Below are 16,751 nucleotides of genomic sequence, written 5' to 3' on the forward strand. Positions count from 1 at the left end.
ACCGCTGATCAGCCCCCTCTCCCTTCTAGGGAGAGGGCTGGGGTGAGGGTCATGGGCTCACCACGAATCAATGATGCTCGCGCGTCGCCCGGAATTTCACGTCCGGCCAGCGCTCTTCCATCAGCGCCAGGTTGACCCGGGTCGGGGCCAGGTAGGTGAGGTGGCCGCCGCCGTCGATGGCGAGGTTTTCCACCGCTTTGTTGGAAAACTCCTCGAGCTTCTTCTTGTCGCTGCACTCGATCCAGCGCGCCGACCAGACGGTGATTGGCTCGTAGCCACACTCGACCTTGTATTCACCCTTCAGGCGGCTGGCGACCACGTCGAACTGCAGCACGCCGACCGCACCGAGGATGATGTCGTTGCTGCGCTCGGGGAAGAACACCTGGGTCGCGCCTTCCTCGGCCAGCTGCTGCAGGCCCTGGCGTAGTTGCTTGGATTTCAGCGGGTCCTTCAGGCGTACGCGGCGGAACAGCTCCGGGGCGAAGTGCGGGATGCCGGTGAAGCCCAGCGTCTCGCCCTCGGTGAAGGTGTCGCCGATCTGGATGGTGCCGTGGTTGTGCAGGCCGATGATATCGCCGGCGTAGGCCTCGACGAGCATTTCGCGCTCGCTGGAGAAAAACGTCAGGGCATCGCCGATGCGCACGTCCTTGCCGGTACGCACATGGCGCATCTTCATGCCCTGGCTGTACTTGCCCGAGCAGATGCGCATGAAGGCGATGCGGTCGCGGTGCTTGGGGTCCATGTTCGCCTGGATCTTGAACACGAAGCCGCTGAATTTCTCTTCGGCGGGTTCCACGGTGCGCTCGTTGGCGACCCGCGGCAGCGGCTTGGGCGCCCAGTTCACGACGGCGTCGAGGACGTGGTCAACGCCGAAGTTGCCCAGCGCGGTGCCGAAGAATACCGGGGTCAGCTGGCCATTGAGGAACTCGTCCTGGTCGAACTCGTGGCAGGCGCCCTGGACCAGTTCCAGTTGCTCGACAAAGCGCTGGTACTCGTCGCCGAGGTGGGCGCGGGCTTCGTCGGAGTCGAGCTTCTCGATGATCTTCACATCGGTGCGTTCATGACCGTGGCCGGCGGTGTAGACGATAATGTAGTCGTCGGCCAGGTGGTAGACACCCTTGAAGTCGCGGTAGCAGCCGATCGGCCAGGTGATAGGCGCGGCCTTGATTTTCAGCACCGCTTCGATTTCGTCGAGCAGCTCGATCGGGTCGCGAATATCGCGGTCGAGTTTGTTGACGAAGCTGACGATCGGGGTGTCGCGCAGGCGGCACACGTCCATCAGGGCGATGGTGCGCGGTTCCACACCCTTACCACCGTCGAGCACCATCAGCGCCGAATCCACTGCGGTCAGGGTGCGGTAGGTGTCTTCCGAGAAGTCTTCGTGGCCGGGGGTGTCGAGCAGGTTGATCATGTGCTCGCGGTAGGGGAACTGCATCACCGAGGTGGTGATGGAGATGCCGCGCTGCTTTTCCATCTCCATCCAGTCGCTGGTCGCGTGGCGGTCGGACTTGCGCGACTTCACCGTGCCGGCGACGGCAATCGCCTTGCCCATCAGCAGGAGTTTCTCGGTAATCGTGGTTTTACCGGCGTCCGGGTGGGAGATGATGGCGAATGTGCGCCTTTTGGCGACTTCGGCGGCCTGGTTGCTCATGCTGGGGGAACCCGTCGACTGATAGTCTGTCTGTCAAAAAAGGCGTCGATTATAACGGCAAACGGCCCTCAGCGCGGAGACCTGTAGTCAGTGCGGGAATCGTGCAATTTGCCGGGCGTTGTGCAGCATTTCGTGACGCCTTGTTTTGAATCCGCTACGACCCATGAGTAAGCCGAAAATACCGGGTGGGAATACGACAATTTTTGATTGATCTAAGCTGTCCATGGTCCTAAAGTTCGCGCCCGAACGTCCATGCTGGCAACGATCCATCCGGCTCAAGTACTGACGACGAGAGATCGATTTCGATACTCGGCGACATGCCTTGGGAAGTAGGCGAACCAAAGTGGGGAAACTGATCAGGCGTTCGCGGCCTTGCTATTAGTTGGCAAGGCCCCCCTAATTACCTTTGTGTGTTTTGCCATTTGGAGTCCCGCGCATGCCGATTCAGGTCGAAGATTATTATCCCCGAGAAACCTTCCAGAAAATGAAGGCCTTCGCCGATCAACACGAAACCCCGTTCGTGGTGATCGATACCAAAATCATTGATCAGGCCTACGACGACCTGCGCGCTGGTTTCGAATTCGCCAAGGTCTACTACGCGGTGAAGGCCAACCCGGCGGTCGAGATCATCAACCTGCTCAAGGACAAAGGCTCAAGCTTCGATATCGCCTCGATCTACGAGCTGGATCGGGTCATGAGCTGTGGTGTCGGCCCGGAGCGCATCAGCTACGGCAACACCATCAAGAAAGCCAAGGACATCCGCCTGTTCTTCGAGAAGGGTGTGCGCATGTTCGCCACCGACTCGGAAGCCGACCTGCGCAACATCGCCAAGGCCGCGCCGGGCTCGAAAATCTATGTGCGCATCCTCACCGAAGGCTCGACCACGGCTGACTGGCCCCTGTCGCGCAAATTCGGCTGCCAGACCGACATGGCCATGGACCTGCTGATCCTCGCCCGCCAACTGGGCCTGGTGCCCTACGGCGTGTCCTTCCATGTCGGCTCGCAGCAGCGCGATATTTCCGTATGGGACGCGGCCATTGCCAAGGTCAAGGTGATCTTCGAGCGTCTCAAGGAAGAAGACGGCATCGAGCTGAAGATGATCAACATGGGCGGCGGCTTCCCGGCCAACTACATCACCCGCACCAACAGCCTGGAAACCTACGCCGAGGAAATCATCCGCTTCCTCAAGGACGATTTCGGCGATGACCTGCCGGAAATCATCCTCGAACCGGGCCGCTCGTTGATCGCCAACGCCGGTATTCTGGTCAGCGAAGTGGTGCTGGTCGCGCGCAAGTCGCGTACCGCAGTCGAGCGCTGGGTGTACACCGACGTCGGCTTGTTCAGCGGCCTGATCGAAACCATGGGCGAGGCGATCAAGTTTCCTATCTACACCGAGAAAAAAGGCGAGATGGAAGAAGTGGTGATCGCCGGGCCGACCTGCGACAGCGCCGACATCATGTACGAGAACTACAAGTACGGCCTGCCGCTTAATCTGGCGAGTGGCGACCGCCTCTACTGGCTGTCCACCGGCGCCTACACCACCAGCTACAGCGCGGTGGAATTCAACGGCTTCCCGCCACTGAAGGCCTACTACCTGTAAAACAGCTCTTATCAAACAACCCGTAGGTCGTTGATTTTACGGGTTATAACGTTTTCTGTAGGAGCGGGGGGACGCCTAGTTCCATGCCCGCGAAACCCATCGCGGCCATGGGCCGCTCCTACAGGTACCCACAAGCCGATAGACGCAATTGCCTCCAGTTTGCTGCACGACGCGCACGGCGTCGAAGACGGGGCGACCCCTCCTGCCGGTAACTCCCGCTGCGACGAAGATGCCGCTTACTTGGCGCAAGTGAGCGGCATTTTTTTGCGCGGCAGTTTTGTGCGGTCCCTGTGCCTGGAGCATTTCTAGCCAGGCCAAGCTTGCTGACCCCTGCCGCGAGTGACGCAAAGGAGCGCTTGCGTATCGCCGGTGACAGCGGCGCACTTTGCCATAAGCGTAATGCAAACGATTATCAGATGATGTATCTTGCCGGCCCCTTGTTCTCGCGTCGCCCGTAAAGGAGTCTGTCCCGTGTTCTGTCACTCCCGCCTCCGTCTCTCTGTCTCATTGGCCTGCCTGGCCCTGCCGGGTTTGCCCGCTTTCGCCCAGGAGGCCGTTGAGCTGGATGCCGTCACCATCAGCGCCACCCGCGCCAGGAGCGAGGTGGGCAAGACGCCGCAGAAGATCACGGTGATCAGCCGCGAGCAGATCGAACAGCAGCTGGCGATCACCTCCGACCATGGCCAGGTGCTCAGCAACCTGATTCCGTCCTACTCGCCGAGCCGGCAGAAGATGAGCAGCGCCGGCGAGACCTTTCGCGGTCGCTCGGCCCTGATACTGATCGATGGCGTGCCGCAGTCCAACCCGCTGCGCGACGGCTCCCGCGATGGCTACACCATCGATCTGGCGATGGTCGAGCGCATCGAGGTGATCCATGGCGCCAGCGCCGAGCATGGCCTGGGCGCCACCGGCGGGATCATCAACTACGTCACCCGCCGCCCTGCAGGCGGCACCTTCAAGCAGCACGCCGGGGTCAGCCTGAATGCGCCGACCGACTATGACTCCGAGGGCCTGGGTTACAAGCTGGATTACCGAGTCGAAGGTAACCAGGGCAGCTGGGATTACCTGGCTGCGCTCAGTTGGCAGACCCGTGGCATGTTCTACGACGCCGACGGCGAGCTGATCGGCGTCGACGACACCCAGGGCGACATCATGGATTCGACCAGCAACGACCTGCTGCTCAAGCTGGGTTACTGGTTCGACAGCGAGCAGAACCTCGAGCTGATGGTCAATCGCTTCCAGCTCGAAGGCGAGCACGAATACGTCAACGTGCCGGGCGACCGCGACGCCGGAATACCCGCCACCTCGCGCAAGGGCCAGCCCCTGGGCGAGGCGCCGCAGAACGAGGTGCTGGCCACCAGCCTGAGCTACAAGCACGACGACCTGTCCGGCAATCGCCTGTCCGCGCAGCTCTACAGCCAGCGCTTTCGCGCCCGCTTCGGCGGCGGTAGCCATGCCTCCTTCCAGGACGCGTCCATTGCCCCGCTCGGCACCCTGTTCGACCAGTCGCAGAACGAGTCGGACAAGTACGGCGGCAAGTTCAGCCTCGGCCGTGAGGGTATGTTCGACGGCTTGCTGGGGCTCACCGGTGGCTTCGACATACTGCAGGACACCACCAGCCAGATGCTGATCGAAACCGATCGCGAATGGGTGCCGGAAACGCGCTTTCGCAACTTCGCACCCTTTCTCCAGGCGGAAATCCAGGCCAGCGAGCGCCTGACCCTGCACACCGGGGTGCGTCACGAATTCGCCCGACTGGACATCGACGACTTCCACACCATCGCCTCGACCACCACCCCCGCTGGCGGCGTCAGCGTTGAGGGCGGCAGCCCCACGTTCGAGGAAACCCTGTTCAACGCCGGCCTGGTGTTCCAGGCCAGCGACTGGGCGCAGGTGTTCGCCAACTATTCCGAAGGCTTCGGCATGCCGGACGTCGGCCGGGTGCTGCGCGGCATCGGCCAGCCGGGCCAGAGCGTCGACAGCTTCCTCGACCTGCAGCCGATCGTCACCGACAACCGCGAGATCGGCCTGCGCTTCAACCATGGCCCCTTCGATGCCGAAGTCAGCTATTTCGAGTCGGACGCCGAGCTGGGCTCGCGCCTGCAGAACGTCGGCGGCTTCTATCAGGTACGCCGCGAGCGCACCGAGATCGACGGCATCGAGGCCACGGCCGGTTGGCAGATCAACTCTGTCCATCGTCTGCAGGCGACCTATGCCCAGGTCAACGGCCGCTCGGATACCGATGGCGACGGCAAGGTCGACACCGACCTGGACGGCGCCAACATCTCCCCGGACCGCTACGGTCTGAGCTGGCAGGCCAACTGGAGCGACAAGCTCAACAGCCGCCTGCAGGCCAACCATTACGCCAGTCGCAGCTTCGACGACCCGGACCCGGACCTGGACTTCGACGGCTACAGCCTGGTCGACGCCTCGCTCGGCTACCGCCTGCCGGTGGGCGAGGTCAGCCTGGGCGTCGAGAACCTGCTGAACAAGGACTACCTGACCTACTACGCCCAGGCCGCCAGCAAGCGTGACGACCAGCTGTTCAAGGGCCGCGGGCGCACCGTCAGCCTGGGTTATCAGGTCAGCTTCTAGTTCAGGGGCCGACGCTTGGCGCAGGTGGCTGGCGGCTGGAACTCAATGGCTTCCTGCCGCGGAAGGCCTTCTACTCCTGGGGTTGCAGCAATGACCAAGACCCGCCTTCTGGCGGGTTTTTGCTTTCCCGGGGCAACAGGGGAAGCCTGTAAAAAAGCTCAATCGAGAATGCAATTTATTCTTGATTAAGATCAGTTATCGAATAGAATTCCGCCCATCTAACTGGGGATGATTCTCATGAGCAAGTGCGATAGTAAAAAAACCATCTGCCTGCCGCAACGCCGCCTGCTGGCGTCGGCCATCGGTTTTGCCGTAGCTTCCTGGGCCGGCAGCGGCCTGGCCGCGGAAAGTGGCCAGCCCCAGGGCGACGCCGTGGAACTCGGCAGCGTGACGGTCAAGGGCCAGCAGGATGAGGGCTACAAGGTCGATAGCGCCTCCTCGCCGAAGTACACCGCGCCGCTGCTCGACACCCCGCAGACCATCACCGTGGTGCCGGCCGAAGTGATCAAGGAGCAGAACGCCCTGAGCCTGCGCCAGGTGCTGTCCAACGTCTCCGGCATCACCTTCGCGGCCGGCGAGGGCGGTGGTGGCCTGGGCGACAGCATCAACATCCGCGGCTTCAGCGCCAACTCCAATATCCTGATCGACGGTCTGCGCGACACCGCGCAGAGCAGCCGTTCCGATGCCTTCAACCTGGAGGCGGTGGAGGTGGTGAAGGGGCCGAGCTCGGTTTACTCCGGGGCGGGCACCACCGGCGGCTCGATCAATATCGTCAGCAAGGCGCCGCAGGCCCAGGCCTTCAAGCGCGCCAGTGTCGGTATCGGTACCGACAACTACAAACGCCTGACCGCCGATATCAACCAGCCTCTGGATGCTTTGGAAGGAGCCGGCGCAGTGTTCCGCCTGAACCTGATGGGCCATCAGAACGATGTCGCCGAGCGCGACCAGATCGATCAGGAGCGCTGGGGCATCGCGCCCTCGCTGACCCTGGGCATGGGCTCACCGACCCAGCTCAACCTCAGCTACTTCCGCCAGTCCGACAAGGACCTGCCGGATTACGGCCTGCCGGCCCACAACGGCAAGGTGCTGGCCGGCGTCGACCGCGACAATTACTACGGCTTCAAGGATATCGACACCGAGGAAACCGATGCCGAGAGCTTCACCGTCAAGCTCGACCATGAATTCAATGACCAACTCAGCCTGAGCAATAGCGCCCGCTACGCCAAGACCGAGCGCCTGACCATCGTTTCCGCGGCCCACGTCAACACCGACGGCTTGCCGGCCGGCAGCTACCGCCCGGCCGGCCCCCAGGGCCATGGCCGCGACTACAGCACAGAGATCCTGATCAACCAGACCAACCTGAGCTGGCGCTTCAACACCGGCGCCCTGGCCCACAGCCTGGTCACCGGTGCGGAGTTCTCCCACGAGGAGTACAACCGCGACACCTTCAACAATGGTTTGCCCATTGGCAACGCCTGGCCGCTGTTCGACCTGTACAACCCGCCAGGCTACTGGGGCGGGCCGACCCTCAAGACGGTCACCCAGGAGGTCGACAGCGAACTGGATACCCAGGCCCTTTACGTCTTCGACACTGTCGAGCTGAGCGAGCAGTGGCAGGTCAACGCCGGCCTGCGCTACGAGCGCTTCGAGGGCACCGGCAAGACCCTGGCCACGGCCACCGGGGTGACCACCCGGTTCGACTCCAGCGACGACATGCTCAGCGGTCGCCTCGGTCTGGTTTACAAGCCAGCGCGCAACGGCAGCATCTACCTGGCCTGGGGCAACTCCTTCAACCCCTCGGCGGAGAACCTCGTGTCTACGGGCTCGGGTCTGTCCGCCGGCACCCAGGACCTCGATCCGGAAGAGAACGAGACCTGGGAGCTGGGCACCAAGTGGGACCTGCTCGACGAACGCCTGTCGCTGAACGCCGCGGTATTCCGCGTGACCAAGACCAACGGGCGGATCGACAACAACGACCCGCTGGGCGATCCGATCGTGCTCGACGGCAAGCAGCGGGTCGACGGTATCGAGCTGGGTGCCTCCGGCAAGCTCACCGAGCAGTGGCAGGTGTTCGCCAACTACACCTACCTCGACAGCGAGATCATCACGTCCGACACCCCGGCCGAGGAAGGCCAGGCCCTGGCCAACACGCCGCCGCGCTCGTTCAGCCTGTGGACCAGCTACGACCTGCCGGCTGGCTTCCAGGTCGGCTACGGCGCGCAGTACGTCAGCCAGCGCAACGTGACCATTGCCAGCACCACCAAGGTGCCGGACTACTGGGTGCACAGCGCCATGCTCGGCTATCAGGTCAACGAGGACGTGGATCTGCAGTTGAACGTACGCAACCTGTTCAACGAGGAATACTACGACCGCGTTCGTTCCAACACCGGCACGGCGGCGCGTTCCTCCGCGCTGGTGCCGGGCGAGGGGCGCACGGCGATCCTGGCGGCCAACTTCGCTTTCTAAGGTCAACACGCGCAACGACCAGGGCCCCGCTGTCGTGCGGGGCCTTGGCGTATCCGGAGATTTGCCAAGATGATGCTACATATTCCCCAGGTCCTCGATCCCGAGCAGGTCGCCGAGTGCCGCCAGTTACTCCAGCAAGCGCAGTGGGTCGACGGCAAGGCGACCGCCGGTTTCCAGTCGGCCATGGCCAAGGACAACCTGCAGCTACCCCAGGATTCGCCAGCGGCCCAGGCCATGGGCGAACTGATTCTCGCCGCACTCGCACGCAACCCGCTGTTCATCTCCGCGGCGCTGCCGAACAAGGTGTTTCCGCCGCTGTTCAACTGCTACCAGGGCGGCCAGTCGTTCGGCCTGCACGTGGACAACGCGGTGCGCGAGGTGCGCGCGACTGGCGAGAAGATCCGCACCGACCTGTCGGCCACGCTGTTTTTCACCAACCCCGACGAATACGACGGCGGCGAACTGATGGTCGAGGACACCTATGGCGCGCACAGCGTCAAGCTACCGGCCGGCGATCTGATCCTCTATCCGTCGACCAGCCTGCACCGGGTCAATCCGGTTACCCGCGGGGCGCGGGTCTGCTCGTTCTTTTGGCTGCAGAGCATGGTCCGCGACGACGGCCAGCGCACGCTGCTGTTCGATCTGGACAGCAGCATCCAGCAGCTCAACCGTGAGCTGGGCGCCGGCCACGCCAGCAGCGTGCAGCTGACCGGGGTGTATCACAACCTGTTGCGGCGCTGGGCCGATGTCTAGCAGGCCGTTGAAAAACCACCTGCGTTGCCGAGCCTGCGTTAAAAACGGCCTGCTAGCGAATTGCCGTTGTAGGAGCGGGCCATGCCTGTGATCGGTGAATACACCGACGGTGTAAATAAAAGGTAAAAGCCGGCGTCTCTGGCTCGAATGAAATTTGTTCTCAAATAGAATTGCGCCGCAGTGACAGCCACCGCGGCCGTTGCCCGTGTCAGGTGTATCCCTGTGTTGAAGAAAATCCTGTTCCAGCTGCATTGGTTGTTCGGCATCAGTGCCGGACTGGTCCTGGCCCTGATGGGCCTGACCGGCGCGGCCTATTCGTTCCAGGACGAACTGCTGCGCGCGCTCAACCCCGAGGTGCTGGGGGTCGAGGTGCGTGACGGCGGCGTGTTGGCCGCGGATGTGCTACTGCCGCAGATCGAGGCGGCCAGCCAGCAGCAGGTGGTGCGCTTGAATGTGGATGCCGAAGCAGATCAGGCTGGACGGGTGATGTTCGCCCCGCCGCCGGGCGAACGGCGCGGACAATCGCGCTATTTCGACCCCTATAGCGGCGAGCTGCTCGGCGAACCGCGCGGGCAAGGCTTTTTCGATCTGATGCTGGAGCTGCACCGCTTCCTCGCCATGGGCGAGTACGGCAAGCAGATCACCGCTGCCAGCACCCTGGCGCTGATCTTTTTCTGCTTCTCGGGCCTGTATCTGCGTTGGCCACGCCAGGCCTTAAGCTGGCGCGCCTGGCTGACTCTGGACTGGGCCAAGCGCGGCCGCGCGTTCAACTGGGATCTGCATGCGGTGGCGGGTACCTGGTGCCTGGCGTTCTACCTGTGTGCGGCGCTGACCGGGCTGTATTGGTCCTACGACTGGTACCGCGAAGGGCTGACCGGCCTGCTCAGCAGCGAGCCGGTTGGGCAGCAGCGCAAGCGCGGCGGTCGGCCAACTGCCGGAGCCGTGCCCTCGGTAAATTACCCGGCACTCTGGGCCGGCTTGCAGCAGGCCGCCGGGCCGCAGCTTAGCGCCTATAGTCTGCGTCTGCCGGCTGCAGCCGGTCAGCCGGCCACGGTGTTCTACCTGCTCGCCGACGCGCCCCATGAGCGCGCGCTCAACCAGGTGGCGCTTGACCCGCAAAGCGGCGCGCCTAGCCGCAACCGGCGCTATCGCCAACAGGCGTTCGGCGATCAACTGCTGGCCAGCGTCTATGCCCTGCATGTCGGCAGCTACTTCGGCCTGACCGGGCGCATCCTGATGTTCCTGGCCAGCCTGAGCATGCCGCTGTTCGCCATTACCGGTTGGTTGTTGTACCTGGATCGTCGGCGCAACAAGCGCGCAGCCCTGGCTGCCCGCAAGGCGCTGTTGCCGGTGGGGGCGGGTGCGCGCGACTGGCTGATCGGCTTCGCCAGCCAGAGTGGGTTTGCCGAACAGCTGGCCTGGCAGACTGCCGGGCAACTGCAGGCGGCGGGCCATGGCGTGCGGGTCGAGCCGCTGGCGCGCCTCGATCGGCAGATTCTGAGCGAGGCGCAGCATGCCCTGTTCGTGCTCAGCACCTTCGGTGATGGCGAGGCGCCGGACAGTGCCCGCGGCTTCGAGCGCCAGCTGCTCGGCCAGGCGCTGGCTCTGCCGAACCTGCGCTACGCCATGCTCGCCCTCGGCGATCGGCAGTACGCGCAGTTCTGCGGTTTCGCCCTGCGCGTGCAGGACTGGCTGGCCCGCCAGGGTGCGCGCAGCCTGTTCGCGCCGGTGCAGGTGGATGCCGGCGATGCGCTGGCATTGGCCAGTTGGCAGCGCCAGCTTGGCGAACTGACCGGTGCGCAGCCGCTCGGCAGCCCTGCGCAGCCTTATGGCCTGTGGGCGCTGAACCGGCGCGAGCTGCTCAATCCGGGTAGCCAGGGCGCACCGACCTTCCTGCTGGTGCTCAACGCCAGCCAGCCAGCCGACTGGTGCGCCGGCGACATCCTCGAAGTGCTGCCGCGCCAGGCCGAGGCCACGGTCGTTAGCTGGTTGCACGCACATGGCGTCGACGGCAACCAGCCGGTGCAGCTCGACGGCATGCCGCAATCGTTGCGCCAGGCGCTGGCGACCCGGCAACTGCCGGATCGCTTCGCCCACCTGCTCGGACTGCACGCCCAGGCCGTGCTGGATGCGCTGGTGCCACTGGCGGCGCGCGAATACTCGATCGCCTCCCTGCCCAGCGACGGCATGCTGGAACTGATCGTGCGCCAGCAGCGGCATGCCGACGGCAGCCTCGGCCTCGGCTCCGGCTGGCTGACCGAGCACGCGCCGCTGCACGGCCACTTGCTGGCGCGGGTGCGGCGCAACAGCGCCTTCCATGCGCCGGAGGACGAGCGCCCGCTGATCCTGATCGGCAATGGCAGCGGCCTGGCCGGGTTGCGCAGCCTGCTCAAGGCGCGTATCGCCGCCGGGCATACCCGCAACTGGCTGCTGTTCGGCGAGCGCAACGCGGCCCATGACTTCTATTGCCAGGGCGAATTGCAGGGCTGGCTGGCCAGCGGCGAACTGGCGCGCCTGGATCTGGCCTTCTCCCGCGACCAGGCGCAGAAGGCCTATGTGCAGGATCGCCTGGGCGAATCCGCCGAGCTGCTGCGCGCCTGGCTGGCCGAGGGCGCGGCGATTTACGTTTGCGGCAGCCTCGAGGGCATGGCCGGCGGCGTCGACCGAGTGCTGCATGACGTGCTGGGCGCGGCGGCCGTGGAGCAACTGATCGAGCAAGGGCGCTATCGCCGTGATGTCTATTGAGCCCAGCAACGTAGGGTGGATGACGCTTTACCCATCCACCAGCGACAAAGGTGGATGAAAAAGGCGTCATCCACCCTACATGGATGCTGAGCCTCAAGTGCAAGCGGTTTTGCGCCGCCGATGCAGGTCGGGTCAAGTTAGGTGGCCCGGATTGCATCCAGACTACTGGTGCCGCTCTGGCTGTGGCTCTAAGCTTGTGCCCATGAACAGACGAATCCTGCTGAATTGCGACATGGGCGAGAGTTTCGGGGCCTGGAACATGGGTGACGACGCCCTGGCCATGCCCCTGGTCGATCAGGCCAACCTGGCCTGTGGCTTTCACGCCGCCGATCCGCTGACCATGCAACGCACCGTCGCCCTGGCGGTGCAGTATGGGGTGAGCATCGGCGCGCATCCCGCCTATCCCGATCTGGTCGGTTTCGGCCGCCGCCATCTGGCCTGCTCGCCGGAGGAGGTCACCGCCCTGGTGCTCTATCAGCTCGGCGCGCTGGATGCCTTCTGCCGTGCCGCCGGCACCCAGGTGGCCTACGTCAAGCCGCACGGCGCCTTGTACAACGACCTGGTGCGCGACGATGCCCTGCTCGCGGCAGTGCTGGATGCCTGCGCCGGTTACCGCAAGGGCTTGCCACTGATGGTCCTGGCCCTGCTGGACAACCGCCGCGAGCTGGAGTTTGCCGATGCGGCCGACGTGCCGCTGATCTTCGAGGCCTTCGCCGACCGTGCCTACCTGGCTGACGGCCAACTGGCTCCACGGCGCCTGGCCGATGCGGTGCACCGCGATCCGCAGCGGATCCTCGACCAGGCCCTGGCCATCGCCCAGGGTGAAGCCTTCGCCGATATCGACGGCAAGCCGCTGCAACTCTGTGCCGACAGCCTCTGCGTGCATGGCGATAACCCCGAGTCGCTGGCCGTGTTGCGACGCTTGCGGGCGCTGCTGGACGCCGCATGATGCGCTTCGAGCCGGCCGGCGCCGAAGCGCTCATGCTGGTGCTGGCCGAGCAGTCCGACGCGCAGTTGCCGTTACGTATCGCCTTGCTGGCCGAGCGCATCCGTGCCGAACTGGGGCCGCTGCTGCGTGATCTGGTGCCGAGCTGGACCAGCCTGCTGCTGCACTACGACCTGACCCGCACCGATCACCGGCAACTGGCCGAGCGTCTGCGCCCATTGCTGCCGCGATGGCTCGCCGAGCCCTTGCCGGCCGAGGCCGGACGCCTGCATCAGATTCCGATCTGGTATGCCGGCGCCGACCTGGCCGAGGTGGCGCGCCTGTGCCGGCTGAGCGTCGAGCAGGTGATCGAGCTGCACAGTTCTACCGAGTACCGGGTCGGCGCCATCGGTTTCGCCCCGGGCTTCGCCTACCTGGGCGAGTTGCATGAGCGCCTGGCCCTGCCGCGCCGCAGTACGCCGCGCACGCGGGTGCCGGCCGGCAGCCTGGCCATCGCCGAGCGGCTGACCGCGGTCTATCCGCAGGCCTCGCCCGGTGGCTGGCACCTGCTCGGCCTGTGTTCCTGGCGCCTGTTCGATGTCCAGCGTGAGTCGCCATGTCCGTTGGTAGTGGGCGACCGGGTGCGTTTCGTGGCAGTCGACGAGCAGACCTTCCGCGCCGAGGGCGGGCCGTTATGAGCGGGCTGCGGGTAATCAGGCCGGGCCCGCAGAGCCTGCTGCAGGATGGCGGTCGGCATGGCTGGCAGCACTTCGGCGTGTCGCCGGCCGGGCCGCTGGACCTGCACGCCGCCGCCTGGGCCAATCGTCTGCTGGACAACCCCTGGGGCACGCCGCTGCTGGAGATCGCCCTGGGTTATCTCGAGCTGGAGAGCGAGCTGGATACCTGGCTGGCGCTGACCGGAGCTGAGGTAGCGGCGACGCTCGACGGCACGCCGCTGCCACCCTGGTCGCGTTTTCCCCTGCGCGCCGGCCAGCGTCTCAAGCTGGGCTTTGCCCGCAGCGGCCAGCGCGCCTACCTGGCTGTGGCCGGCGGCTTTCATGCGCCGTCGCAGCTCGGCAGCGTCAGCACCCAGCAGCGTGAAGGCTTGGGCGGCTTGCAGGGCACGGGCGAGCCGTTGCGTACGGGCGATCTGCTGCCCTGCCTGGCGGCGGATTTCTCCCGGGCGCTGAGCGTGCCCTGGCCCTATCAGCCGGACTACCGGGCCCCGGCCCGCTTGCGGGTGATCGGCGGCGGCGATAAGGCGGGCTTCGCGGCCGATCAGGTGCAGGCGTTCTTCGAGCGCAGCTGGCAGCTCAGCCCGCAGTCCGACCGCATGGGCGCACGCCTGCTCGGCGAGCCGTTGGCTGCACCGTCGCGGCAGTGGTCGCAAGGCGTCTGCCGCGGGGCGATCCAGGTGCCGCCCGACGGCCAGCCGATCATCCTCCAGGCCGACCACCAGACCATGGGCGGCTACCCCATCCTCGGCTGGTTGCACCCGCTCGACCAGGCTCGCCTGGCCCAGTGCCCGGCGCACCACGAGCTGCGCTTCAGTCCGGTGGATATAGGTGAGGCCCAGGGCGAACTGCGCGAGTTTTATCGGTTCTTCGGGCGCTGATCCTGGTTCCGCCGCGAGCGTTTTTCGCGGGCATGGGACTGGGCGTCGCCCCCGCTCCTGCAGGGGTGGTGCCAGTAACCGCAGGATGGCTTAGCCGCCCAGGCGATGCCCGGCAAGACCGCATTTTCGGCGCGGCGTAACCCATCATTGCGGCGTACCTGCTGACGCCCTGTTGGGTTACGCGGCGCCCCGAATCTGTGACTTGCTCGGGAGTGCAGCCGCAGCTGACCCAACCTTGTATCTCGACTAACGGCAAGATGTTGGATTGCGTAGGTTGGCGTTGAGCGCAGCGATACCCAACAAGGAGCCGCTTGCGGCCCCAATCCACAATGTGCAGCGGACAAGCGACCTGTGTTGGGCTTCGCCGAGCTCGGCCTGCGCGGCCCGGCCCGGGCCGGCCCAACCTACGAGATTTCATCTTCTCGGACAGGCTCCTTTCAGCCGTTGATCCGTTCCGCATGGTGGCAAGCCACCTGGCGCGCATCGAGCAGGCGCAGGTGCGGTTGTTCCACGCCGCAGCGCTCGGTCGCATAGGGGCAGCGCTGGTGGAAGGCGCAGCCGCTGGGCGGCGCCAGCGGGTTTGGCAGTTCGCCGACGATCCTGATTTTCGGCTTGCTCGGGTCCGGGTGGATGGTCGGCGTCGCCGACAACAGCGCCTGGGTATAGGGGTGTAGCGGGCGGCTGTAGATCAGCTGTTTGGCGCCCATCTCGACCGGGCGGCCGAGGTACATCACCAGCACATCGTCGGCGACATGGCGCACCACCGAGAGGTTGTGCGAGATGAACACGTAGGCGGTGTTGAACTGCTCCTGCAGGTCCATGAACAGGTTGAGCACCTGGGCCTGGATCGACACGTCGAGGGCCGAGGTCGGTTCGTCTGCCACCAGCACCTTGGGGTTGAGCATCATCGCCCGGGCCAGGGCCACGCGCTGGCGCTGACCGCCGGAGAACATGTGCGGGTAGCGCTGGTAGTGCTCGGGACGCAGGCCGACCTGTTGCATCATCGCCTGCACCCGCTCGCGCCGCTCGACACTGGAAAGCGGCGTGTTGATCAGCAGCGGTTCGGCCAGTTGGTCGCCGATCTTCTGCCGCGGGTTGAGCGAGGCGTAGGGGTTCTGGAAGACCATCTGCACGTCGCGGCGCAGTTGCTTGCGCTGCGCCTTGTTGGCCCCTGTGACTTCCTGGCCGGCGATCTGCAGCGAGCCGGAGGAGGGCTCTTCGATCAGGGTCAGGGCGCGCGCCAGGGTCGACTTGCCGCATCCGGATTCGCCGACCACGGCCAGGGTCTTGCCGGCCTGCAGTTCGAAGGACACGCCGTTGAGGGCCTGCACCTGGGCGGCGGGCTGGAACAGGCCGCGGGACACGGCGTAGTGGCGGGTCAGCTCGCGGGCGCTGAGCACGCTGCTGTCGCTCGTGCTGTCAGCCATCATGCGACCTCCTGATTCAATGGATAGAAGCAGCGCACCGCGCCGCGGGCCTGCGGGTCCAGCGTCGGCCGCTGGGTCTGGCAGTTGCTTTGCGCGTAGGGACAGCGCGGCGCGAGCAGGCAACCCTGCGGGCGGTCGAAACGTCCGGGGACGATGCCGGGCAGGGTGGCCAGGCGCCGGGCGCCCAGGCTGTGTTCGGGAATCGCCTTGAGCAGGGCCTCGGTGTAAGGGTGCGCCGGGGCATCGAACAGGCCGGGCACCACGCCGACTTCCACCGCCTGGCCGGCGTACATCACGCAGACCCGCTGGGCGGTCTCGGCGACCACGGCGAGGTCGTGGGTGATCAGCACCAGGCCCATGTCCTGCTCGCGTTGCAGGTCGAGCAGCAGCTCCATGATCTGCGCCTGGATGGTCACATCCAGCGCGGTGGTCGGTTCGTCGGCGATCAGCAGCTTGGGTTCGGCGGCGATCGCCATGGCGATCGCCACGCGCTGGCTCATGCCGCCGGAGAGTTGGTGCGGGTAGGCGTCGAGGCGACTCTCGGCGGCGGGGATCTCGACCCGTTCGAGCAGTTGCAGGGCGCGGCGGCGGGCGTCCTTGGTCGACAGCTGGAGGTGCTGGCGGAGGACTTCCTCGATCTGGAAACCCACGGTGTAGCTGGGGTTGAGGGCGGTCATCGGGTCCTGGAAGATCATCGCCAGGTCCTTGCCGACGATGCGTCGGCGCTGGCGGCCCTTGAGGCGCAGCATGTCGGTGCCGTCGAACTGCAGGCTGTCGGCGCTGACCACGCCGGGTGGGTCGATCAGGCCCATCAGCGCCAGCATGGTCACCGATTTGCCCGAACCGGACTCGCCGACAATGGCCAACACCTCGCCCTTGTCGACGCGGAGGTCGAGGCCGTCGACCACCGGCACGGCGCTGGCGTCGCCGAAGCGCACGCTGAGGTTCTTGATGTCGAGCAGGTTCATGGGCGG

Annotated in this window: 11 protein-coding genes; 8 read left to right on the forward strand and 3 right to left on the reverse strand. The window is 65.2% G+C overall.

Annotated features, from left to right (window positions below; genetic code table 11):
- Window positions 1–67 precede the first annotated feature (67 nt).
- The gene (locus R3355_RS13285) at window positions 68–1,651 is read right to left on the reverse strand and encodes a peptide chain release factor 3 (RefSeq protein ID WP_318961608.1); all 1,584 of its coding nucleotides are present in this window, start codon (window positions 1,649–1,651) and stop codon (window positions 68–70) included.
- Window positions 1,652–2,087: 436 nt separating this feature from the next.
- Here R3355_RS13285 and R3355_RS13290 point away from each other — a divergent pair, with 436 nt between their 5' ends.
- The 8 genes from R3355_RS13290 (at window position 2,088) to R3355_RS13325 (ending at window position 14,350) form a co-directional block, all read left to right on the forward strand.
- Window positions 2,088–3,251, forward strand: coding sequence for a type III PLP-dependent enzyme (locus R3355_RS13290; RefSeq protein ID WP_238039997.1), 1,164 nt, complete (start codon window positions 2,088–2,090; stop codon window positions 3,249–3,251).
- A 471-nt stretch (window positions 3,252–3,722) separates the two neighbouring features.
- Window positions 3,723–5,846 carry a TonB-dependent receptor gene (locus R3355_RS13295; protein ID WP_318961609.1) on the forward strand — a complete coding sequence of 708 codons (2,124 nt, stop codon included), beginning with the start codon at window positions 3,723–3,725 and terminating at the stop codon, window positions 5,844–5,846.
- A 237-nt stretch (window positions 5,847–6,083) separates the two neighbouring features.
- Window positions 6,084–8,312: a TonB-dependent siderophore receptor gene (locus tag R3355_RS13300; protein WP_318961610.1), complete on the forward strand. Its 2,229-nt coding sequence runs from the start codon at window positions 6,084–6,086 to the stop codon at window positions 8,310–8,312.
- 69 nt (window positions 8,313–8,381) lie between these two features.
- Entirely contained in the window at window positions 8,382–9,065 is a 684-nt protein-coding gene (locus R3355_RS13305) for a Fe2+-dependent dioxygenase (RefSeq protein WP_318961611.1), read from the forward strand.
- 225 nt (window positions 9,066–9,290) lie between these two features.
- Window positions 9,291–11,810, forward strand: a complete 2,520-nt coding sequence (locus tag R3355_RS13310) for a sulfite reductase flavoprotein subunit alpha (protein ID WP_318961740.1) — start codon at window positions 9,291–9,293, stop codon at window positions 11,808–11,810.
- A gap of 202 nt (window positions 11,811–12,012) precedes the next feature.
- Complete coding sequence (locus R3355_RS13315) at window positions 12,013–12,759, forward strand: 5-oxoprolinase subunit PxpA (protein WP_318961612.1); 747 nt, start codon at window positions 12,013–12,015, stop codon at window positions 12,757–12,759.
- Window positions 12,756–13,433, forward strand: coding sequence for a 5-oxoprolinase subunit PxpB (gene pxpB, locus R3355_RS13320; protein ID WP_318961613.1), 678 nt, complete (start codon window positions 12,756–12,758; stop codon window positions 13,431–13,433). The genes R3355_RS13315 and pxpB overlap by 4 nt, the downstream gene beginning before the upstream one ends.
- A complete protein-coding gene (locus tag R3355_RS13325; protein WP_318961614.1) occupies window positions 13,430–14,350 on the forward strand; it encodes a biotin-dependent carboxyltransferase family protein in 921 nt (306 codons plus the stop codon). Before pxpB ends, R3355_RS13325 begins: the two co-directional genes overlap by 4 nt.
- Window positions 14,351–14,787: 437 nt before the next feature.
- Here R3355_RS13325 and R3355_RS13330 read toward each other — a convergent pair whose 3' ends face one another.
- Window positions 14,788–15,777 carry a peptide ABC transporter ATP-binding protein gene (locus R3355_RS13330; protein WP_318961615.1) on the reverse strand — a complete coding sequence of 330 codons (990 nt, stop codon included), beginning with the start codon at window positions 15,775–15,777 and terminating at the stop codon, window positions 14,788–14,790.
- Entirely contained in the window at window positions 15,777–16,745 is a 969-nt protein-coding gene (locus R3355_RS13335) for an ABC transporter ATP-binding protein (RefSeq protein WP_318961616.1), read from the reverse strand. The genes R3355_RS13330 and R3355_RS13335 overlap by 1 nt, the downstream gene beginning before the upstream one ends.
- Window positions 16,746–16,751: the final 6 nt, after the last annotated feature.

Source organism: Pseudomonas sp., from assembly GCF_033723075.1.
Taxonomy (GTDB): domain Bacteria; phylum Pseudomonadota; class Gammaproteobacteria; order Pseudomonadales; family Pseudomonadaceae; genus Aquipseudomonas.